Raw genomic sequence first — 20,755 nt, 5'->3', positions numbered from 1 at the left:
CCTAGCGGGGAGTCTGGCCGGACGTGGCGCCCACACCGGGGATCCCCAGGCTGCTCGGCGTGAACTCGAGCAGGCCGCGCAGGATCCCTCCGTTGGCGTCGTGCAGGCTGGTCAGGGAATTCGTCTGGTAGACGAAGGCCGAGAGGTCGTTCAGGTAGGGCAGGACGGCCGCGGTGATCGGGTTGAGCCGGCCGGTGATCTCGTGCAAGTCGGGCAGCGTCCCGTTGAGGTCACCGACGAGCGGGCGCAGGTCGTCGACGACGGGCTTGGCCTTCGCCACGACCGGGGTCGCCTGGTCCACCGTGTTGCCGGCCTGGTCCACGGCCTTCGTCAGCTTCGACAGGGAATCGGGCAGCTCACCCGAGGCCTTGCGCAGGTTTTCCAGCGTCGGATCGAGCTGGTCGCTCAGCCCGACCACACTTCTCGTCGCCTCGTCGAGCTGACGGGTGAGGTCGGGCAGCTGCGCCAGCGACGCGTCGAGCGGGCCGCTTTGCGCGCCGGCGGCTCCGAGCGTCTCCTGCAGGCTCTTGGCCAGTGACGACAGCCGCGCGTCGTTCCCGCCGACGGACTTGGAGATCTGGGCGAGCGCGGTCACCAGCTTCGCCAGCGTGTCCTTCCGGGTCTGCAGCGCCGTCACGACCGGCTTGAGGTCGGTCGCCACCTGGTCGGTCGCCGAGAGGCCGCTCGCGAGCGACTGCGGTGCGTGGGCCAAGGCCGCGTCGGACTCGTTGACCAAGGACGTCAGGGCGTTCAACGTGTTGTCGTCCAGGTGCCCGAGCACCTCATCGACCTGGATCGGCCGCTGCGAGTGGCTCGCCGGGAGTGTCCCGTCCTGCGGGATTTCTTTCCCCGGCGGCCCGCCAGGGTCGATTTCGACGTACATCTCGTTGAGCGGGCTCTTCGGGCGCAGCACCGTGCGTGCGTTGTCGTACACCTTGTACTGCGGGTCGATCGAGAGGGTGAGCAGCGCCTTGCCGTCGTCCGAGACGGACGCCGAGTCGATCTGGCCGACCTTCACCCCGGCGATCCGAACCTCCTGGCCATTGCCCGGGCTGACGGCGGGAGCGTTGTCGAACTCCGCCTTCATGATGAACCTGTCCTGCCACGGCCAGGTCGTGGTCCCGGCCCCCTGCTGGCTGACGATGTAGCCCCCGACCGCCAGTCCGAGCACTACCAGCACCACTAGCGTGAGCACGTTCCGGCCGAGCTTCGGCTCGCTGCGGACGCGTTCCCAGGTCTTCTTGATCCGGCCTTGCTCGCGGGTCATCGCCCCTCCTGCTGCTGTCCGAGCCTCATGAGGTTGCCGAAGAGCTGTTCGAGGCTGATCGGCAGACCGCCGATGCTGCCGGGCCCGACCCCGGGTTCGAACGCGATCGACGCGCCGTTGCCGTCGGTCATCGACGACGCCCTGTCCACGTTGGACAACATGTATCCGAGTTCCTGGTAAAGCGGCCGGTCACCGGATGTGCCGGCGTACGGTCCCGTGCCGCGGTAAGGCGAGAGGATCGTCGACTTGATCGGACCGTTCACCCGGTCGAGTACCGGTCCGCGCACGTCGTCGAGCACCGTGGTCAGGCCCTGCGCGGTCGGTACGAGGTCACGGACGACGGGCCGAGCGTCGGTCAGCAGGTTCTTCAGGTCGTTCACCAACGGACGTGCCTTCGCCAGCACCGGGTCGGCGTGCTGCAGGGCCGTGTCGAGCTCGCGGGCCACCGGACGGGCCGGTTCGGCGACGTCCTTGATCTTCGCCAGCGTGCCGTCCAGCCGGGAGAGCCCGGCGTTCGTCGAGTCCAGCGCCTCGGGCAGGCCGGAGACCGTGCGGGACAGGTCCGACGCGCGGTCCCCCAACACGGTGCTGACCTTGCCTAGGTTCCGGACGATGGAGTCGAGCTGTCCTGGCTCCTTCGTCAGCGCGGAGGAAGCCGATTCGAGCCCGCTCACCACGTCGGTGAGGTCCTGGCGCGGCCGGGTGCCCTGCGCGGCGCGCAGGACGTCACCGGCCGGGTCCAGCGTGCCCGGCGCGTCGGCCAGGAGCTGGTCGATCGCGGCGCGGCCTTCGTCGTCCAGCGCGGCGTCCAGGCTCCCGACCGTCTTCTGCAACGAGTTCAGGGTGTTCGGCGGCAGCGCGTCGACGACCTTGTCGAGTTCGACCGGCACCCGCGTACGGTCCTTGGGGATTTCGCCGGCCGGCGCGCCCTTCTCGCCGCCGGGAACGAGGTCCACGTAATACCTGCCGCCCAGCACGGTGGCCGCCCGGATCACCGCCGAGGGGGCGGTGCGCAGCTTGGTGGGCACGTCGTCGTCGACCTTCACCGTGACGTCGGCGGAGCCGTCCTGCGCCTCCCGGACATCCACGACCTTGCCGACCGGGATGCCGGCGACCTTGACCTCCGTGGCAAAGGGCTGGAGCCGGTAGTCACGCGCGAAGTTGATGGTCAACTCAGTGCCCGGTCGCAGCGTGGTGAGGATCCGGTCCTTGTTGAAGAGAGCGAGACCGGCGACGAGCGCCACGACGACGAACACCGCGCCCAGCTTGAAGAGCGATCCCTTGCTCTTCGGACGTCGGCGCCGGTTCTTGATACGCAAAGCCATCTTCCTCACCTCGGCCCCAGCAGAGAGCTCTTCTTGTCCTGCGGTGCCTGTCCCGGTGCGGGATAGGCGTTGCGCGCGGTGACCGGGTCCTTCAGCGCGCTCAAGGCGCCGGACAGCGACTCGGTGTTGAACAACGGGTAGATGCGCAGCCAGTGGCCCGCCGCGTCTCCTTGGCCGAGAGCGTTGGCCGCGTAGGAGAACCAGGACGCGATCTCCGGCGAGTACGGCGCGAGGATCTCGAGCGGCACGTGCGCCGAGCCCACGGCCGAGCGCACCGCCGGTGCCAGCGGCCTCGCGTCGGAGAAGGTCTGCGTGAGCGCCCCGACCGCGGGCTCGGCCTGCCCGGCGACGCCCGGCACCTTGTCGAGGGGCGGAACGCCCTCGCGCAGCACCCCACGGACGTCCGGGGTCGCCTGGCCCAGCGCGTCCGCGCCCGGCTTCAGCGACGACATCGCCGCCTGGGCATCGGCCAGCGGCGCCTGCAGCGACTGCAGTGCGCCGCGTGCCTTCCCCAGCGTGTCCGGCCCTTTGTCGACGACGTCCGCCAGCGGCTTGCCGCCATCGACGCCGACCGCGTCCAACGTGGTCTTCAGTTGCCCGACCAGCGCGGAGATCTCCTGCTGGCGGTTGGTGAAGCGGCCGCTGAGGTTGTCCAGCGCACGCAGCGTCCTGGTCAGATCCTTCCCGTCGTCGGTGGCCAGCGCGCCGGCCACGGTTCCGAGGTCAGGCAGCTCCTCGGGCAAGGCCCCGAGCGCGTCACGGAGGTCCTGCTGGTGTCCGACGACGCCGCCGCCGGTCTCGCGCAGTGTGTCCTGTAGGGCCTTCCGCGTCGGCTCGTCGAAGACGGCCAGCACGTCGGAAAGCTCCTGCGCGCCCTCGGTCTTCGCCGAGGGGATGACGTCGTTTTCGCCCACCTCGCCCGCGTCGGGCGTTCCCGGAGTGAAGTCGACGTACTTCTGACCCAGCGCCGATCGCGCGCCGACCGATGCGGTCACGGCCTTGGAATTGCGGTAGATCGGCTTGTCGCCGTCGAACTTCAGCTCGACGACGGCCTGGTTGTCGACCAGGTTGATGTCGCCGACCTGGCCTACCCGCACACCGCCGATGCGGATGTCGTCGCCGCTGCGCAGGGCACCGACGTCGCCGAAGGCTGCCTTCACGACCGTCGTCGGCTTGCCCGGCAGGCCGTCGCTCGCCGTGATCGCGATACCGACCGAGGCCACGAAGAGGGCGAGGACGACGAACCCGATGAACAGGGACCTCCTCTTGCGGCCGACCGTGCTCGCCATCACTGACCTCCACCGATTAGGAACTGCAGAACGCCGCTTTCCTGCTGCTGGCTGAGCCCGGTCACGCCGCCGTCGGATTGCTGTCCCGTGGCCAGCAGCCCGCCGAGGACTCCGCCTGAGCCGGTGAGTCCCGGGAGGCTCGGCAGCGGCAGCGGCGGCGCCCCTTGAGCCGGCGTGCCGGTGTCACCCTGCGGAGGACCCTGCTGCGGGGGCGTCGGAGCCCCGTTGGGTGCGTTAAGGCCGGGTACGAGGCCCGTCAGCAAGTCGGGGTTAACGATGAGCATGGCCCGGAAGTAGTGGGATACACCGTCGCCGCCGTTGGTGGTCAGAGCCCAGTTGCGGATGAAGTTCAGCACGTTCCCGAAGTTGTTCGTCAGGTCGGTGACGACCGGGCGGGCGGAGCCGACCGTGGTCCGCAGGTCCGGGCCGGCGGTCTTGAGCTGGTCGACCACCGGACGAGCCTCGTCGAGCAGGCCCTGCGCCTTGTCCAGGACCGGCTTCGCGCTCGCCAGCGCCGGGTCGAGCGACTCGGAGAACTTCTTGAGCTCGTCGCTGATGGCGCTCAGGTTGTCCGTGGTCGGCCTGATCGACTGCAGGACGGGTGTCGTGGCCTGCGCGGTACCGGTCAGCTGCCCGAGCGTCTTCCGGGCTGCGGAGAGGGTGTCCGGCAGCTGGCTTAGGGTCGACTCGAGCGCGGCACGGTTCTTCGCGGTGGCTTCAGTGGCGGTCTGCGCGGACGAGAGGAGTACGTCGAGGGTCGCCCCGTTGTCCACGGCCAGGGCCTGGGCCACCGGTTCGATCTTGTCGACCACGCTGGTGAGCAGGCCGTTCTGTTCCTTGAGGACCTTCGCCAGCCCGTCGGTGTCCTTCATCGACGAAGCGAGCGCCTGAATGGTCGCGTCGGCGTTCTGGCCATTCTCCCGCATGCCTTCGCCGAGCACCGTCACCAAGGCCGCCAGCGACTGTCCGGTGGGGTCGTCGATGGTGTTGAGCACCTGGTCGAGGTCGGTGTAGACGCTGGTCTGCTGCACCGGCAGGACGTCGCCGTCCTGGAGCGCGGGCGCCGAGGGCGTCCCGCGGTCCAGGTCGAGGTACCGCTCGCCGAGGATGCTGACCGGCTTGAGCGTGACCTTGGCGTCGGTGTGCACCGGCAGCGCCGCGGGATCCAGGCTCAGCGCCACCGCGGCGTGCTTGTCGCTGTCCACCGTCATGGCCGCGACTTGGCCGACGTTGACGCCGTCGACCTTCACCTCGTTGCCCGGGATCAGTGGACTGGCGTCGGTGAACTTGGCGACGATCGTGATCTCGCCGGGTTGTCCTTTGTCTTTCGCGCCCACGGCGCCGGCGGTCACGCCGACGCACGCGACGACGACCACGGCGAGACCTCGGAGCCGGTAAGACACCGGATATGACGGCCGGGACGTGTGCTTGCTCATCGGATCCCACTTCCGAACGCGTCGGTCCAGGGCTGACCGACCGGCGATCCCGGCAACGGCGTCGGGTCGCTGGTGAAGCCCGGCGGGACGATGCCCGGATTGACGTTCACGCTCGACGCCCCGGCCTGTACGTAGATGCGGCTGTAGTGGCCGTTGGCGTCGTAGTTGCCGCTCGCCGAACCCCAGTTGGACAGTAGGCCCACCGCCTCCGGTGTGAACGGGCGCAGGAAGCTCAACGCGGGCATCAGGCTGCTCACGGCCGAGTTCAAGCCGGGCGCCGTCGCGTGCGCGGTGTCCAGCAGTCCCGGCGTGTAGTTCAGCAGGGTCTGCGCGTCGGCCAGGGTCGGCCGCAACTCGGCGACCAGCGGGCGCAGGTCGGTCAGCAACGGCCGGAGGTTCCGGCTCACGTCCGGCAGCTTCGCCGTCGCCGGATCGAGATCCTTCAGCAGCGGCACCGCCTGCCCCACCGCGTCGGGCACGTCGCCCAAGGTCTTGCCCGCGGTTTGCAAGGTGCCGGGCAGCTTCTTGAGCGCCGAGGCAAGGGCCTCGTGCTGCTGCGCGGTGAGCGACGTCGTCTTCGACAGCTGGTCGATCACCGTGCGCAGGTCGGCCTCACGACCAGCGAGGGTTCCGACCATGGTGTCGAGCTGGGTGACCATCTGCTTGATCGCCGGCCCGTCGCTGCCGAGCCCCCGCAGCACTTCACCGAGCGCTTGCACGGCGGGGCCGGCCGAGCGCACCGTCCGGTTCACGTCGGTCTCGTTGCCCTTGACCGTGCTGTCGAGCCGGTTGATCAACGCGCTGAGCTTGGCCCGGGTCGGCGGATCCAGAGCGTTCAGCACCTGGTCGAACTCCATCGGCACCGGCATGTCGCCCTTGATCATCCCGTGGTCGGGGATCTCCGCGTTCCCGCTCGGTCCGTCGGTGATGTTCACCATCCGCTCGCCGAGCGCCGCCTTCCACTCGATCCGCACCTGCGCGCCGTCGTGGAGGGGAACGTGGTCCCCTTCGAGCGCGAGCACCAGCTTCGCCTTGCCGCCCTCGACCGAGATGTCGGACACCTTGCCGACCTCGAAACCGTTGACCTGCACCGTTCCCCCGGACACCACGTTCGTCGCGGAGTCGAGGATCACGCCGACTTCGTAGTCGTCGCTTCTCATCGCGGCGACGGCAGTGGCCCCGACGCCCAGGGCCGCCACCACGATGACGCCGACCGTCAACACACGTTTCATGAGTCAGTCCATCCCCAGCGGGCCCGCGGATTCGCCAGCCAGGAACTGCCGCACGAACGGGTCGTCGGACGCGAACGCCTCCTCGGCTTCGCCGTAGTGCACGACCTGCCCTTGCCAAATGAGGCCGACGTAGTCGCTGACCTTGCGCGCGGTGCGGATGTCATGCGTGACGAGCAGGTAGGTGCCCTTGTGCTCGCGGTGCATGTCCAGGATGAGGTCGTTCAGCAGGCTGGTGCGGACGGGGTCCAGACCGGAGTCCGGCTCGTCGAACAACACGATGTCCGGGTTGAGCACGAGCGCCCGCGCGAACCCGGCGCGCTTCCGCATACCACCCGACACCTCGTTCGGGAGTTTCGTGATCGACCGCTCCAAGCCGACTTCCGTCAGCCGGGTCATCACGATGTGCTCGATTTCCGCCTCGCTCATGTCCGTGTGCTTGCGCAGCGGGAAGGCGGTATTGTCGTAGATGTTCATAGAGCCGAACAAGGCGCCGTCCTGGAACAGGACACCGAAGCGCTTGCGGAGGTCGTAGCGCTCCTGCTCGGTGATCTTCCACAGGTCCTGACCGAAGATGACGATCTCGCCCTCATCGGGCTCCAAGAGCCCGACGAGGTGCTTCAGGAGCACGCTCTTACCGGTACCCGACGGCCCGAGCACCGTCGTGATGGCGTCGTCGACGAAGTTGATGTTCATGCCGCGCATGACGTGGAAGTTCCCGAAGGCCTTCGAGACGTTCCGCACTTCCATCGAGTGCGTCCGGTCAGCCGGGCCGGCCAAGAGGTGGCCGCTGCGGGTGTGGATCCGCGTGGGTGCGTCGGCGGTGTTCGATGTGGACACAGATTTCTCCTCGCGGGACGAAGGGACGGCGGGCCGGTCAGTTGGCGATCGGTGCATTCGGCGCCAGACCCCAGAAGAGCTGGGTCCCCAATACACCGATGATATGTATCAGCACCATGTTCAGCATCATCGACTTCGCCGTACTTCGTCCCACGCCGACGGACCCACCACTGGCGTTGTAGCCGTAATAACATCCGACGAAGATGATCGCCGTTCCCATGGCCATCACCTTGCACAGGGAGAAGAACAGGTCCTGCGGGTTCTGGTAGAGCCAGAAGATGAAGTTGTAACCACCGGGGGAAACCCCGCCGAGCATCTTCACGGTGGTGAGGAACTCCCCGATGTACATGATTCCGAGGCCCACCACGTAGAGGAACGGCATCGCGATCCAGGCCGCGACGATGCGGCTGCCGACCAGGTAGCTCCTCGACTTGACACCCATGACCTCCATCGCGTCGATCTCGTCGGAGATGCGCATCGAGCCGATCTCGGCGACCAGACCACAGCCGACTTTCGCCGCGAAGATGTAGCCCCACATGTACGGCGCCATCTCGCGGATCGCGCACCAGGCGTTGAAGATCCCCGAATAGAGGGGAACGCCGATCTGCTTGAGCGTGTAGTTGCCTTCGAGGCCGCACTCGTACCCGATCACGAACTGCATGAGCCAGATGACGAGCCCGCTGGACAGGATGAGCACGCCGCACTGATGGAAGACTTCGGTGGCGTAGTGCCGGAGATCGGGCAACGCACGGATCGTCCGGCCGGAAAACCTTGCGATGTCGCCGCCGGTTTCGACCGCGGACTTGACCGAAGTCGCCATGCCCTTCAACGAAATCTCGACGTCGGCGGGCTTCGGCGCACCTGGCAGCTTCTTTTCGCCGACTCCGCCGTTCTGCGCAGCTCGGGTCACGGTGTCTTCTCCCCGCCTCGTCACTTGTAGATCTGCATCTCGGGGTTGAGACCGAGCATGATCGCGGTGAAGACCGCGTTGAATATCCAGATCGCGGCGAACGCGATCACCACGGCCTGGTTGACCGCCCGCCCCACCCCGATCGGCCCGCCGCCGGTATGCAGGCCCTTGTAGCAGCAGACGACGCCGATGATCAATCCGAAGATCGAAGTCTTGATCACGCTCGCCCAGATGTCGGTCGTTGTCGCGTTGTCGAAGAAGCTGCCGAAGAACGCGCTGCTGTTCGCCTTGAGGATCGGCACAGCCGCGATGTACCCGCCCACGACACCGAAAGCCAGCGCCACCAGGTCCATCAGCCCCGTGATCAACGTCATCGCGACCACCCGCGGCACGATGAGCGTCCGGATCGGATCGACGCCCAGGACCTCCATCGCGTCGATCTCTTCACGGATGCGGCGGGCACCGAGGTCCGCGGTGATCGCCGTGCCCATCACGCCGGCCACGACCATCGCGTTGATCCAGGGCGCGAACTCGCGGACGCTCGCCATGATGAAGAACGAGCCGAGCCGTTCGGGGATACCGAAGAGGGAGAAGATGTTCCCGCCCTGCAGCCCCGGGGCCCCGAGGCCGAAGGCCGTGGTCGAGATGATCATCGGGATCCAGCACAGCTTCAGCGTCTGGAACATCTGCTCACGAACTTCGCCCCAGTAGCCAACTGGGTGCCGGAGGGCGGAGTACAGCACGTCGCCCATCAGCCGCACCATTTCGCCGGCCTGCTCCAGCGGACGCGCGACCGCGGAGCCCAGGCCGGATCGCCGGCTCGCCTTCCGCCGCTCCCGGTCTTTCGACCTCGGCGGTGCCGCTGCGTGCGTCGTCATCGGTGCACTCCTTGGTGGGCTTCGAGTCAATTCCGTGTGGCGGGACTCATCTGTGGAACGAGGCTCACACGATTCCGCCACGCTGCGATCGCCGCATCTCGTGCGTGAGGCACGGAAAGCGTTGCTATCACTGTGAAGTCCTGGCCATCTCCGTGCCACTCATGCGTCCACGAAAGAAGCCGACCGCGGCGCCGACCACCACAGCCGTAGCCGCTGTGAGCCCGATTTGGAGAGGATCGCGGCCTGCCGGCACGAGCAAGGACATCGGAAGTGCGAGCAGATAACTGCACAGCGCGGCGACGGCACCGTGAGCCGCGGGCAGGCTGGCCTTGCCGATTCGCCTCGCGGCGACGAAAAACGCCACCACAGCGACGAGCGGAAGCCACGCGTAACCCAGGAGCGGCACCCAAGTCACGGCCAGTGGTTGAGCGAGCCCGCCGATGAGGAGAACGCTGAACCCGGTCGACGCACTCCGGACCGCGACGGGTGCGTCGATCCGGTCCACCCAGGACAGCCGGGCCGGAGCGGTGGCGTTGTCACCAGGACGCGTCATGGAGATCCCACCTTTCACTGGTTGCCCCGACCTGGACGAGGTCTCGTCCGACGTGCTCGGTCGCGAAGGAAATTCGCGTTGCGGACCCGCGGGAGGCCTTCCGCTTGCGGCCGCGAGGTTGTGGCGCTGGATGTAGGGATCCGACGGCGATTCGCGGTGGGCGTCCACAACGGACGAAAGGCGGTCGGCGTCCAGGGCTGCGCGTAGCATCAAAAGCTCGCCGGCGGTCCGCCGGTCATAGGTTCCCGGCGTCGCTGGCTTCCGGGGTTCGACAATGAACACTGCGGAAGTATGTCCGGCCGACACTGGGCCATATGGGCCAATGCTGGCACTCGTGGGCCAACGTCGAGTTGAGCCGAGCGGCCGCGGAGCCGGCAGGTTCGGAAAGCCACTTTGTGTGGCTATTCCACCTAGAAGGCTACTCCAACCGAGGTGATCACCGCCGCCTCTGTCACTTGATGTCCGTACTGCGCGGTCTTGCCGGCGCTCCTCGTTCGACATCCGTGGGGCTACGAGCCTGCCCACGTCGTCCTGCCCACCCAGTTCGTATGCCCGCAGGCACGCCGGTCGGCGCGGCGGAATGAGGACAAGACCGACTCGCCGCAGAAAGTAGCGACGGCGGAGATCAGGTAGACACCGGCGCCGGCCCCGAACCTGACGACCGAGTCCGGGTCCAGGCCGTGTTCACCGGCGTGGGCCCGCACCCGGCGCACCGCGGCCGCGACGTCGTGCACGGGCGTCGGGAACGGCGCCTCTCCGCTGAGCCGGCAGGACCCCGAGGCCCGGCGATCCCGGCGTCCAGCAGGAACCGCCACGGTCCCATCCGCCGCGAGCCAAGGAAGAACCCGCCCGGATGGGCGTAGACCGCGAGGGGACCGGCCTGCGACCGGCCGGTCGGGCAGGTGCAGGTCGAGCGCCGGCGGCCGGTAACCAAGCGGGCCCGCCTACTGTTCGGAATGGGGCACTGGGCGTCACCGCTTCACACCAGCTTGCCGCCGCCATCGACATGGACGGTCGTGCCGGTCATGTAACCGTTGGTGAGCAGCATCAGCGTCGCCGGGACTACGTCGTCGGGCGTGCCCACCCGGCCGACCGGGTTGCGAGCGGTCACGTCGGCGAGAATCGCGGCCTTGCGGTCACCGAGGCGGTCGAGAGCGCCGGAGTCGACGACGCCCGGCGCGACGGCGTTGACGCGCACCGGCGCGAGTTCCACGGCGAGCGCCTCGACGAGGAACGCCAGCCCGCCGTTGACCGCCGCCGTGACCACGCCTCCGGGCGTCGGGCGCCAAGCGGCCTGACCGGAGAAGAAGGTGTAGGAACCACCCGGCCGAATCGACGGCGCGGTGGCTCGGACGAGACGCAGCGGGCCGAGGATCTTGGCGTCGACGGCGCGTTCGATGTCGGCGTCGTCGAGGTCGGCCAGCGGACCGGCCGCGTGCATGGACACGGTGGAGATCAGGTGGTCGAAGGAGCCGACTCGCTCACCGAACCGGGTGATCGTGTCGGGCCGGCTCAGGTCGATGCGAAGGGCTTCGGCCTGGGTGGGGGCCAGTTCGGCCACCTCGCGCACCGTGTCGTCGGATCGCCCGGCGACGACGAGATCGGCTCCCGCCTCCGCGGCCGCGAGGGCGATCGCGCGCCCGAGCCTCGAGCCGCCACCGACGACGACAACACGCTGTCCATCGAGGTCGTTCACGATGCATCACTCCACGTTTCGCTCGAGCGGGCCAGGATCGCGCCGACCACGATCGGCAACGGGGGTGACCGTTCCTACCCCCGAATGCGGGTATTCACCGGGCCCTCCCGGCTCGATGCTGCGCGGGAAGACCTGTCGGCGAGTCCAGGGCGGTGGCGCGATCGGCGCGGCCGGATCGGGGCGTGCCGGCCCCGGAAGGAGGAGGAGTCCACTGTGGATGCGACCGAGGCGTACCGAACCAGCCGAGACCAGCTGCTGGCGTTGCGGGGCCAACACGAACGGGCGGTGGCCGAGTTCCGGTGGCCGGAGCTCGGCGACCGGTTCAACTGGGCGGTGGACTGGTTCGACGCGATCGCGCGAGGCAACGACCAGCCGGCCCTGGTGATCGTCGAGGAGGACGGCACGTCGGTCGAGCGCAGCTTCGACGAGATGGCGCGGGCGTCCGATCGGCTGGCGGCGTGGCTGGCCGCGCTCGGGGTCGCGAAGGGTGATCCCGTGGTGCTCATGCTCGGCAACCAGGTCGAGCTGTGGGAGTCGATGCTGGCGGTCATGAAGCTGGGCGCGGTGCTGTTGCCGACGACCACCGCGATCAACTCCGATGACCTGGCCGACCGGGTCGCGCGCAGCGGCACGCGCCACGTCATCTGCAACGCCGGCGACACCCACCTGCTCGACGGGGTGCCCGGTGGCGTCACGCGCATCAGCGTCGGCCCGGCGGAGGGCTGGGCGGATCTGCGGGAGGCCGCGCTGCGGGAATGGGAGGCGGTGCAGCATCCCGGGACGGCCCTCGACGACCCGGCGTTGCTGTATTTCACCTCCGGCACCACGTCGCGGCCGAAGCTGGTGGAGCACACGCAGGTGTCCTACCCCGTCGGGCACCTGCCGACGATGTACTTTCTCGGCGTCCGGCCCGGCGACGTCCACCTGAACATCTCCTCACCCGGCTGGGCCAAGCACGCGTGGTCGTGCTTCTTCGCGCCGTGGATCGCGGAGGCGACGATCTTCATCTACAACTACACCCGATTCGACGCCGCGGCTCTGCTCGGACAGCTGCGCGAGCGCCGGGTGAACAGCTTCTGCGCGCCGCCGACGGTGTGGCGGATGCTGATCAAGGCCGAGCTCGGCGAACGGCCCGAGGGCCTGCGTGAGGCCATCGGCGCCGGTGAACCGCTCAACCCGGAGGTGATCGACCAGGTGCGCCGAGCGTGGGGCTTGAGCTTGCGCGACGGGTTCGGCCAGACCGAGACCACGGCGCAGGTCGCCAACACCCCCGGCGCGGAGGTCAAGCCCGGGTCGATGGGCCGTCCGCTGCCGGGGGTGCCGGTGGTCCTGGTCGACCCGGCCACCGGTACGCCGCTGGCGGCGCCGGGCGAGGGCGAGATCTGCCTGGATCTGTCCCGGAATCCGCGGGCGCTGATGAAGGGGTACCAGAACGACCCCGAACGCACCGGCGAGGCGATGGCCGGCGGCTACTACCACACGGGCGACGTTGCGTCGGTGGACGAAGAGGGCTACATCTTCTACGTCGGGCGCACCGACGACGTGTTCAAGGCCAGCGACTACAAGATCAGCCCGTTCGAGCTGGAGTCGGTGCTGGTCGAGCACCCGGCGGTGGCCGAGGCGGCCGTGGTTCCCGCGCCGGACCCGGTGCGGCTGGCGGTGCCGAAGGCCTACATCGCGCTGGCACCCGGCCGTGAGCCGACAAAAGAGACGGCGCTGTCGATCCTGCGCCACGCCCGCGAGCGGCTGAACCCCTACCAGCGGGTGCGGCGGATCGAGTTCGCCGAGCTGCCCAAGACGCTGTCGGGCAAGATCCGCCGTGTGGAGCTGCGCGGGCGCGAGACCCGGCTGGCCGAGAACGGCGGCGAGACCGCGGAATGGCGCGACGACCAGTTCCCCGAGCTGAAAGGCTGAGGGAGCGCCGGCGCTCGGCCATCACCCGTGCCGGACTAGATGTGATGTCCAAGAAGGTTGGTCAGCCGGGTGACCGGCGGCTTGCCGCCGGTTGAGCTGTGGGGACGGTGATGATTGTAGAAGTGCAGCCACCCCGGTAACGCCGCCCGCCGCAGGGTCTCGGACGGGTAGAAGCGGGCGTAGGCCCAGCCCTCGGCCAACGTGCGATGGAACCGCTCGATCTTGCCGTTGGTCTGCGGCCGGTAAGGCCGGGTCCGTTTCGGGACGATCCCCAGCTCGGCGCAAGCCTCGCGCCAGGCATGCGAGCGGTAGGCCGAGCCGTTGTCCGAGAGCACCCGCTCGACGTTGACGCCGCGGGCGGTGAACCAGGCCACTGCCCGGCGCAGGACCGCGGTGGCGGTGACGGCGGTTTCGTCGGTGTGGATCTCGGCGTAGGCGACGCGGGAGCAGTCGTCGAGGACGGTGTGGACGAACGCGGTGCCGGTGCGGGGGTTGCGGTCGGCGCCGCGGGGCAGCCCCGGGGGTGGCTCGCTTGTTGCGGTCGCCTTGTCGCCGGCCGACGTAGCGGTGTCCGCCGCCGTCGGGGATGTTGCCGAACTTGGTGACATCGACATGGATCAGCGATCCGGGATGGTCGTGTTCGTAGCGGCGCAGGGGTTCGCCGGTGACCCGGTCGAGGCGGGACAGGCGGTTGATCCGGCAGCGGGTCAGCACCGCGTGCACCGTGGATGCGGGCAGGTCGAGCCGGCCGCCGATCTGGACCGGGCCCAGCCGCTGGCGCCACCGCAACCGCACGATCGCCCGGACCAGGTGCTCGGGGGTGCGGGTCGGGCTGCGGTGCGGACGGCAGCTGCGGTCGGTCATCCCCGCCACGCCTTCGGTGCGGTAGCGGTGAGCGCACTTCGCGGCGGTCTTGGCGGCGACCATGAACATCTTGGCCGCTGCGGTGCAGGTCCAGCCCTCTTCGACGATCAGGCGCGCCAGTCGCAGGCGGGTGCGTGGGGTCAGGGTGGCGTTAGGGTGGGACATGAAGGCCTCCGGTGGGTGATGTGGTTCCTAGACAGCTCCACTTCACATCCGGAGGCCTTCACCTGTCAGCGGGACAGGCCGTCGCCGGGTCACCTCAACTCGGGACAACGTCCCTGGACATCACAACTAGAGGACGCCCGCACGGCGTGCCGCGTGCACGGCCGCCGTACGGGTGTGCACGCCGAGCTTGCGCATGGCGGTGCGCAGGTAGGCCTTGACCGTTTCGGGGGTGAGCCCCAGCCGGGCCGCGATCTCGAGGTTGGTGGCGCCGAGGGCGACCAGGCGGAGGGTGTCGACTTCCCGCGGCGTCAGCGTCACCTTCGGTGCGCCTGACGCTTCGGGAGCCCCGGCGCTGAGCGCGTGGTGCACCCGCGCCAGCCGTGCGCGCAGGGCGGGATCGGCGACGTCCTGCACGATCGTGGCGAGTTCGGCCAGCGCGTCGGGCGCGGGTTCGGGTGCGAGGGTGTGTTCGAGGTCGCGCTGGAACTGCTCGGCCAGCACGGTGGCCGCACGCAGCGCGCGGTCGCCGAGTGGCCGGTGGTCGCGGACGGCACCGTAGAGGACACAGTGGACGGTGCCACGCACGGTGACCGGGACGGCGAGGATCGAGGTGAGGTGTTCTTCGTGCACGACGACCCGGTCGTAGTCGTGGGTGATCGTGGCGGTGGTGGCGTAGTCGTTGACGCGGTGGGGCGTGCCGTCACGCAGCACGGTGCCGCCGAGGCCGCGACCGGACCGCACGACCAGGCCATGCAACGAGGTGCCCAGCGTGCCCGCCAGCCGGTCGAGCACCAGCTCGCGCCGACCGACGCCGCCGCGGGTGACTCCGGCGAACGCGACGGGCACGCCGCTGAGCCGCTGCAACGCGCGCACTCGTTCGGGCAGCCGGTCTTCGATCAGACTGGACGGGTAGAGGCCCATCTATCCTCCTGTCGGGGTCTTCGCCGAAACGTCCTATTCGGATCCCGCCGCTTTCTCCCAGTCCACCACGTGGCCCAGCCGATCCCGCTTGGTCCGCAGGTAGCGGACGTTGTGGGGATTCGCCGCGGTCGGCATCGTCACGCGGCCGACGACGTTCAGGCCGTATCCGTCGAGGCCACGGTACTTGGCGGGGTTGCCCGTGACGAGGCGGATGTTGCGGACACCGAGCTCAGTGAGGATCTGGGCGCCGACGCCGTAGCTGCGCGAATCCACAGGCAGGCCCTGGCTGGTGTTGGCGTCGACAGTGTCCAGACCTTGCTCCTGCAGGGCGTAGGCGCGAATCTTGTGGCCGAGCCCGATGCCCCGGCCTTCATGTCCGCGCAGATACACCACAACGCCGCAGCCTTCGGCCGCGATGGCGCGCAGAGCCTGCTCGAGCTGGAGGCCGCAGTCACAACGCAGCGAGCCGAGGATGTCCCCGGTGAGGCACTCGCTGTGCACGCGGACGAGGACGCCGCCGTCGGTACGGCCGGCGGCGGCGACGTCGCCCATGACCAGTGCGAGGTGCTCGCCGCCGTCGACGGTGTTGCGGTAGGCAACCGCGCGGAAAGTGCCGAACTCGGTGGGCATGGTCGAGCTCGCGAAGGATTCGACGAGGCGTTCGGTGCCGCGGCGGTGCCGCACGAGGTCGTCGATCGCCAGCGTCGGCAAGCCGTGGCGGCGGGCGAACGCGGCCAGGCCCGCGCCGCGCAGCATCGAGCCGTCGTCGGCGACGAGCTCGCTGATCACGCCGGTACCGGACAGCCCGGCGGCGCGCAGGAGATCGACCGCGGCTTCGGTATGGCCCGCGCGCACGAGCACGCCGCCGTCGCGGGCGCGCAGCGGGAACAGGTGGCCGGGCCGCCGCAGCTGTTCAGGGCGCGACCGCGGATCGGCGAGGGCCCGTGCGGTGCGGGCACGGTCGGCCGCCGACACGCCGGTGCCGGTGCCGGCCGCGTCGACGCTCACGGTGAACGCCGTGCCGTGGGCGTCGGTGTTTTCGCGGACCATCGGCGGCAGCCGGAGATCGTCGGCGCGCGCGGCCGGCATCGGCACGCAGACGATCCCGGTGGTGTGGCGGACCAGGAAGGCCATCTGCTCGTCGGTGACCAGCTCAGCGGCCACGACCAGATCGCTTTCGTCCTCCCGGTCGGCCGCGTCGCTGACGACGATCATGCCGCCTGCAGCCAGCGTGGCCACGGCCTGCTGCACCGCCTCGGCGGGAGTGGGACTGCTCATGACCGGTCCTTTCGGGACATCGTTCGTGCACAACGGGAAACCGCAGGGTTGCTCGCCGTGCTCGGGAGCACGGCGAGCAACCCTGCGGTGTGATCGGACGTCACTGGACGGTTTCCGCGCCGCGTTCGTTCCCCGCGGCGGCCGGCACGTCGAGCCGAACAGTCGCGAGCCTCTCGCGGTGCCCGAACACGGCGACGAACAGCGCGCAGACGATCGTGACGATGAGTGTCAGTTCGGCGATGGTGGTCAGGCCGCTGAACTCGAGGATCGCGCCGACCACGATCGGGCCGATGATCTGGGCGACGTTGGTCAGGGCGCTGAACACGCCCAGGCCGGCGTTCCTGATGGCCAGGGGCATGACGGTCGGCACGTAGGTCATCGCGCCGCCCGCCCACAGGCCCTGAAGCAGGTACAGGGCGCACAACAGCAGCAGGAGCAGGCCCGCGCCCGGGTGCGTCATCAGGATGACCGCCGGCACCCCGCCGAGCAGGACGACCCCGAGGGCGAGGTACATCTTCAAGCCGCTCGGCGACAGCCGCCGGATCGGGTCCAGCACCAAACCGGCCAGGAACCGGCCGACGACGGTCAGGAACGCCGAGAACGTCAGGAACGCCAGCACCTGCGCGAGCGGCAGGTGGAACTCGCGGACGAAGATCAACGGGTAGAAGCTGATCGCGCCGTTGACGAAGATGACGGGGACCGGCCAGGCCAGGATGATCGAGACCGTCCGCAGCCGGTTGCCGCGCGAGAAGAGCTGCTTGGTGGCGGCCAGCGACGAGATCGTGCTCGCCGCCCGCTCCTCGCCGGCGGCTCCGTTCTCCGCACTTCCGACCCCAGTTGGGGGCCGCGGCCGGCCGCGGAGGACCCGCGTCTCGATCCGTTCGACTTCGGCGCGAGCTTCCGCCACCCGGCCGCGGCGCACCAGGAACGGCACGCCCTCGGGCATGAACCGCAGGACCACGAACGCGAGCAGCGCCGGGACCAGGAAGGCGGCGAAACCCCACCGCCACCCCAGCGGCACCATGATCCCCAGGCCGATCAGGTAGGCCACGGCGCCGCCCGCGCCGTAGAACGCGTTCAGCCACGACAGTGTTCTCCCGCGGCGCACCGCCGGCGCGAACTCGCTGCCGAACGCCCACGCCAGCGGCAGCAGCCCGCCGTAGCCGACCCCCGCGACCACGCGGAAGACCAGCAGCGTGGTGAAGTTCTGCGACAACGCCGCGGCCGCGGTGGCCAGGCTGAACACCAGGATGGACAACGCGATCATCCGACGGCGTCCGAACCGGTCCGCGAGGAACCCGATCAGGGCGGCGCTGGCGGTGGCGCCGATGAACGCCGCGGACACGAGGAGGCCCAGCTCGATCTGCCCGACGTGGAACGAGTCGCGCACACCGACCTGAGCCGCGGACGCCAAGCCCGCGTCGGCGGTGTCGAAGATCAGCGCGGCCCCGGTGAGCACGATCATCCCGTAGTGCCAGCGTGACATCGGCAGGGATTCGATCCTGGCCATCAGTTCACGGGTGACGGGCTCGCGTCGTGGTTCGGACGTGCGGGTCATCGTGCCTCCCCTCCGCACCCGGCGGCCGAGCCGGAGTGAGACGAAGGGCCAGAGCGGACAGGGGCTGGAGTTCGAGCAGTCACAGCAACCTCCTCATGCGCCACAGTGCGCACGCTTGTGCTGGTCAAGTCCGTTCGGCTGAGACCGTGAGACGCGAACACGAACTTGGATTCGAGTATGGTGTGGCGACAATCACCCCGTTGTCAAGAGAGCTCCGCAAGATCTTCTATCGACTCTGCAGGCGCTTGACCTGCGACGGAAAGTGACCGTTGACACAGCGGTGAACCCAGGGCTATACACAAATACGAATTCACATTCGCTTCTTGGTGAAGGCCGATGTCCCGACACGATTCGGTGGCCGGCCGGGCATTCCAGTGACAGGAGAGAATCATGAGCGTCGAGCAAGACGAGCTCACCGAGCTGCGCGAAGACCGGGTCGCGGATCGGATCGCCGAGCTGGCCCGGGCCGCGAAGGCCCTGCGAGCGGAGCTGCCGGAGAGCGCCGCGCGGGTCGACGCCGAGAACACCGACACCACGTCCGGCATGCGACGGGTGTGGGAGGAGGGCATCTTCACGTTCAACCTCCCCCGGCGCTTCGGTGGTATCAGCGACGCCAAGCCCACCGAGCACACCGAGGAGTTCTTCGAGATCCTGATCGACCTCGTGACCGGCGACTCGTCCGTGGGGATGAACTTTGTCGTGCAGTCCTTGGTGACACTGGAGATCTTCGCCGAGTCGAACGGCTTGCCGGAGACCACGAAGGCGGAGTTCGCGCGGCTGATCCGCGATGAAGGCGTCCGCTTCTGCGCGTCCAACGCCGAAACCGGCGCCTCCGGACCGGTGACCGGCCGGCGCGTCGACGGCGGCATCATCGTGACCGGGACCAAGACGTTCAACACCAACAGCGGTGGCGGCGGCTGGGCGAACGTCGGCTTGGCGATGGAAGGCGAAGACGGCCGGTACCACGCGCTCGTCCCGCTCGATCAGCCGAACGTGACCATGAAGCACGACTGGGACGTGATGGGCCAGAAGGGGACCCACAGCCAGACCATCGTCTACGACGACGTGTTCGTGCCCGAAGGCTACTTCTACCGCGGCGGACTGCCCGAAGGCGCACTGCTGCCGTACGTCTTCCTGCTCCACTCGGTCATCCTGCTCGGGCCGGGGCTCGGCGCGTTCGACGCGAGCCTGGACTACGTGCGCAAGCTCGACCGCCCGAGCCTGCCCGAGTTCGCCAGCGCGGGCGAAGACGCGCTGATCCGCCGGCGCATCGGCGAGTTCGCCGTCGACCTCGACAGTGCCCGCGCCTTCGTGCTGCGCTCGGCGGGCAACCTCGAACGGCTCGCACCCGGGGCCGATGCCACCGAACTATTCATCGAGGCACTCGCGGTGAAGGTCGCGTGCGTGCGGGCCGCGCTCAACGTCACCCAGGGGATCTTCGACCTGACCGGCGCGCGCAGCACCGCCGCCAAATACCGGTTCGACCGCTTCTGGCGCAACGCCCGCACCTTCGCCACCCACGACTCCACCGACGCCAAGGAAGTCTGGCTCGGCGACTGGTACCTGTCCGGCAAGGAGCCGCCGATGGCCGCGATGCTGCGCGTCTGAGCCCACCGACCCCTCCGAGCGGAGAGACGAAGAATGACCAGCACCCAGCCGCCCGCGGCGCTCGCGGGACGCAACCTGCCACCGGCCGAGCTGACCGCACAGCTGTCCGGTGTGAACATGCTCGACGGCGCCCCGCAAGGACTGCGCACGCCGCAGCCGCAACGCCTGCTGCCCGGGGCGATCACGTATCGCGACCTGATCTACGCCGTCGTGCTGGGCTTCCGGCCGCTGCTGCTCGACGTGCACGTGCCCGCCGACCGTCCGGGCCCGCATCCGGTGGTGGTCTACGCACACCCCGGCGGCTGGATGGCCGGGGTGAAGGAGATGGGCCCCTGGCACTCGCTGCCGGAAGCCGGCTACGCCGTGGTCTCCGTCAGCTATCGGCTTCGCGACGAAGCCGTGTACCCGGCGGCGCTGCACGACCTCAAGGCCGCCATCCGCTGGGTCCGGGCGAACGGCGCCACCTACGGCCTGCGCACGGACCGCATCGCCGGCTGGGGCTCGTCGGCGGGCGCGTTCCTGGTGACGATGGCGGGGCTCACCAACGGTGACCCCGAGCTGGAAGGCACCGTCGGCACGTGCACCGACGTGTCCAGTGATCTGGCCGCCGTCGTCGACTTCTACGGTCCGAGCGACTGGACGACCTGGGCCGAGGACGCCCACCCCGACGGCCCGGTGGAGCTGCCCGGAACCCCCGAGTCCACGGAAAGCCGGTTCCTCGGCTACGTCCCCCGCGAGAACCCGGCCGCGGCCCAGGCCGCGGCGCCGACCGGCCGCGCCCACGCCGGAGCACCGCCGACGCTGATCTGCCACGGCGACACCGACATGCGCCTCGGCCAGGGGCAGAGCCTGCGCCTCTACGAGGCACTGCGCGCGGCCGGCGCGGATGTCACGTTCGTCGACGTCCCCGGCGCCGGGCACGGCGGGCCCGAATTCGAGTCCCCGGCCATGCGGGCCCGCGTGCTGGGGTTCCTCGAGCGCGTGCTCGGCGCCGCGGGCGACCCGGCCGAGAAGTCCTAGGAGG

Annotated in this window: 17 protein-coding genes and 1 pseudogene; 3 read left to right on the top strand and 15 right to left on the bottom strand. The window is 69.1% G+C overall.

Features of this window, described 5'->3' with window-relative positions:
* Position 1: 1 nt before the first annotated feature.
* From ACZ7OH_RS26995 to ACZ7OH_RS26945, 11 genes are all read right to left on the bottom strand, one after another.
* Positions 2–1,267, bottom strand: coding sequence for an MlaD family protein (locus ACZ7OH_RS26995; protein ID WP_470283339.1), 1,266 nt, complete (start codon positions 1,265–1,267; stop codon positions 2–4).
* Positions 1,264–2,592: an MlaD family protein gene (locus ACZ7OH_RS26990; protein WP_470283338.1), complete on the bottom strand. Its 1,329-nt coding sequence runs from the start codon at positions 2,590–2,592 to the stop codon at positions 1,264–1,266. The genes ACZ7OH_RS26995 and ACZ7OH_RS26990 overlap by 4 nt, the downstream gene beginning before the upstream one ends.
* Before the next feature lie 5 nt (positions 2,593–2,597).
* Positions 2,598–3,881, bottom strand: a complete 1,284-nt coding sequence (locus ACZ7OH_RS26985) for an MlaD family protein (protein ID WP_470283337.1) — start codon at positions 3,879–3,881, stop codon at positions 2,598–2,600.
* Entirely contained in the window at positions 3,881–5,317 is a 1,437-nt protein-coding gene (locus tag ACZ7OH_RS26980; protein WP_470283336.1) for an MlaD family protein, read from the bottom strand. Before ACZ7OH_RS26980 ends, ACZ7OH_RS26985 begins: the two co-directional genes overlap by 1 nt.
* The gene (locus tag ACZ7OH_RS26975; protein ID WP_470283335.1) at positions 5,314–6,549 is read right to left on the bottom strand and encodes an MlaD family protein; all 1,236 of its coding nucleotides are present in this window, start codon (positions 6,547–6,549) and stop codon (positions 5,314–5,316) included. The genes ACZ7OH_RS26980 and ACZ7OH_RS26975 overlap by 4 nt, the downstream gene beginning before the upstream one ends.
* 3 nt (positions 6,550–6,552) lie before the next feature.
* On the bottom strand, positions 6,553–7,386 hold the full coding sequence (locus ACZ7OH_RS26970) for an ABC transporter ATP-binding protein (protein WP_183127995.1): 834 nt from the start codon (positions 7,384–7,386) through the stop codon (positions 6,553–6,555).
* Between the two features lie 37 nt (positions 7,387–7,423).
* Positions 7,424–8,296 carry an ABC transporter permease gene (locus ACZ7OH_RS26965; RefSeq protein ID WP_470283334.1) on the bottom strand — a complete coding sequence of 291 codons (873 nt, stop codon included), beginning with the start codon at positions 8,294–8,296 and terminating at the stop codon, positions 7,424–7,426.
* A 20-nt stretch (positions 8,297–8,316) separates the two neighbouring features.
* The gene (locus ACZ7OH_RS26960) at positions 8,317–9,174 is read right to left on the bottom strand and encodes an MlaE family ABC transporter permease (protein ID WP_285458409.1); all 858 of its coding nucleotides are present in this window, start codon (positions 9,172–9,174) and stop codon (positions 8,317–8,319) included.
* A 127-nt stretch (positions 9,175–9,301) separates the two neighbouring features.
* Positions 9,302–10,009 (bottom strand): hypothetical protein, encoded by a 708-nt coding sequence (locus ACZ7OH_RS26955; RefSeq protein ID WP_470283333.1) that lies wholly within the window; start codon positions 10,007–10,009, stop codon positions 9,302–9,304.
* A gap of 227 nt (positions 10,010–10,236) precedes the next feature.
* Entirely contained in the window at positions 10,237–10,542 is a 306-nt protein-coding gene (locus tag ACZ7OH_RS26950) for an alpha/beta hydrolase fold domain-containing protein (RefSeq protein WP_470283332.1), read from the bottom strand.
* Positions 10,543–10,706: 164 nt separating this feature from the next.
* Positions 10,707–11,423: an SDR family oxidoreductase gene (locus ACZ7OH_RS26945; protein WP_470283331.1), complete on the bottom strand. Its 717-nt coding sequence runs from the start codon at positions 11,421–11,423 to the stop codon at positions 10,707–10,709.
* 213 nt (positions 11,424–11,636) lie between these two features.
* Between ACZ7OH_RS26945 and ACZ7OH_RS26940 the strand changes: the two genes are divergently transcribed.
* Entirely contained in the window at positions 11,637–13,337 is a 1,701-nt protein-coding gene (locus ACZ7OH_RS26940; RefSeq protein ID WP_470283330.1) for an AMP-binding protein, read from the top strand.
* A 35-nt stretch (positions 13,338–13,372) separates the two neighbouring features.
* Here ACZ7OH_RS26940 and ACZ7OH_RS26935 read toward each other — a convergent pair.
* From ACZ7OH_RS26935 to ACZ7OH_RS26920, 4 genes and pseudogenes are all read right to left on the bottom strand, one after another.
* Positions 13,373–14,366, bottom strand: a pseudogene (locus ACZ7OH_RS26935) (IS481 family transposase).
* A gap of 126 nt (positions 14,367–14,492) precedes the next feature.
* Positions 14,493–15,287, bottom strand: coding sequence for a helix-turn-helix transcriptional regulator (locus ACZ7OH_RS26930; protein WP_470283329.1), 795 nt, complete (start codon positions 15,285–15,287; stop codon positions 14,493–14,495).
* A 33-nt stretch (positions 15,288–15,320) separates the two neighbouring features.
* Complete coding sequence (locus ACZ7OH_RS26925) at positions 15,321–16,565, bottom strand: bifunctional 3,4-dihydroxy-2-butanone-4-phosphate synthase/GTP cyclohydrolase II (RefSeq protein ID WP_470283328.1); 1,245 nt, start codon at positions 16,563–16,565, stop codon at positions 15,321–15,323.
* Positions 16,566–16,665: 100 nt separating this feature from the next.
* Positions 16,666–18,123, bottom strand: a complete 1,458-nt coding sequence (locus tag ACZ7OH_RS26920; RefSeq protein WP_470283327.1) for an MFS transporter — start codon at positions 18,121–18,123, stop codon at positions 16,666–16,668.
* Between the two features lie 390 nt (positions 18,124–18,513).
* Between ACZ7OH_RS26920 and ACZ7OH_RS26915 the strand changes: the two genes are divergently transcribed.
* The gene (locus tag ACZ7OH_RS26915; protein WP_470283326.1) at positions 18,514–19,731 is read left to right on the top strand and encodes an acyl-CoA dehydrogenase family protein; all 1,218 of its coding nucleotides are present in this window, start codon (positions 18,514–18,516) and stop codon (positions 19,729–19,731) included.
* Between the two features lie 33 nt (positions 19,732–19,764).
* Positions 19,765–20,751 (top strand): alpha/beta hydrolase fold domain-containing protein, encoded by a 987-nt coding sequence (locus ACZ7OH_RS26910; protein WP_470283325.1) that lies wholly within the window; start codon positions 19,765–19,767, stop codon positions 20,749–20,751.
* The last annotated feature ends 4 nt before the right edge of the window (positions 20,752–20,755 follow it).

The sequence above is a fragment of the Amycolatopsis sp. NPDC114478 genome (assembly GCF_055633805.1).
This window is presented reverse-complemented; position numbering and strand designations above follow the sequence as displayed.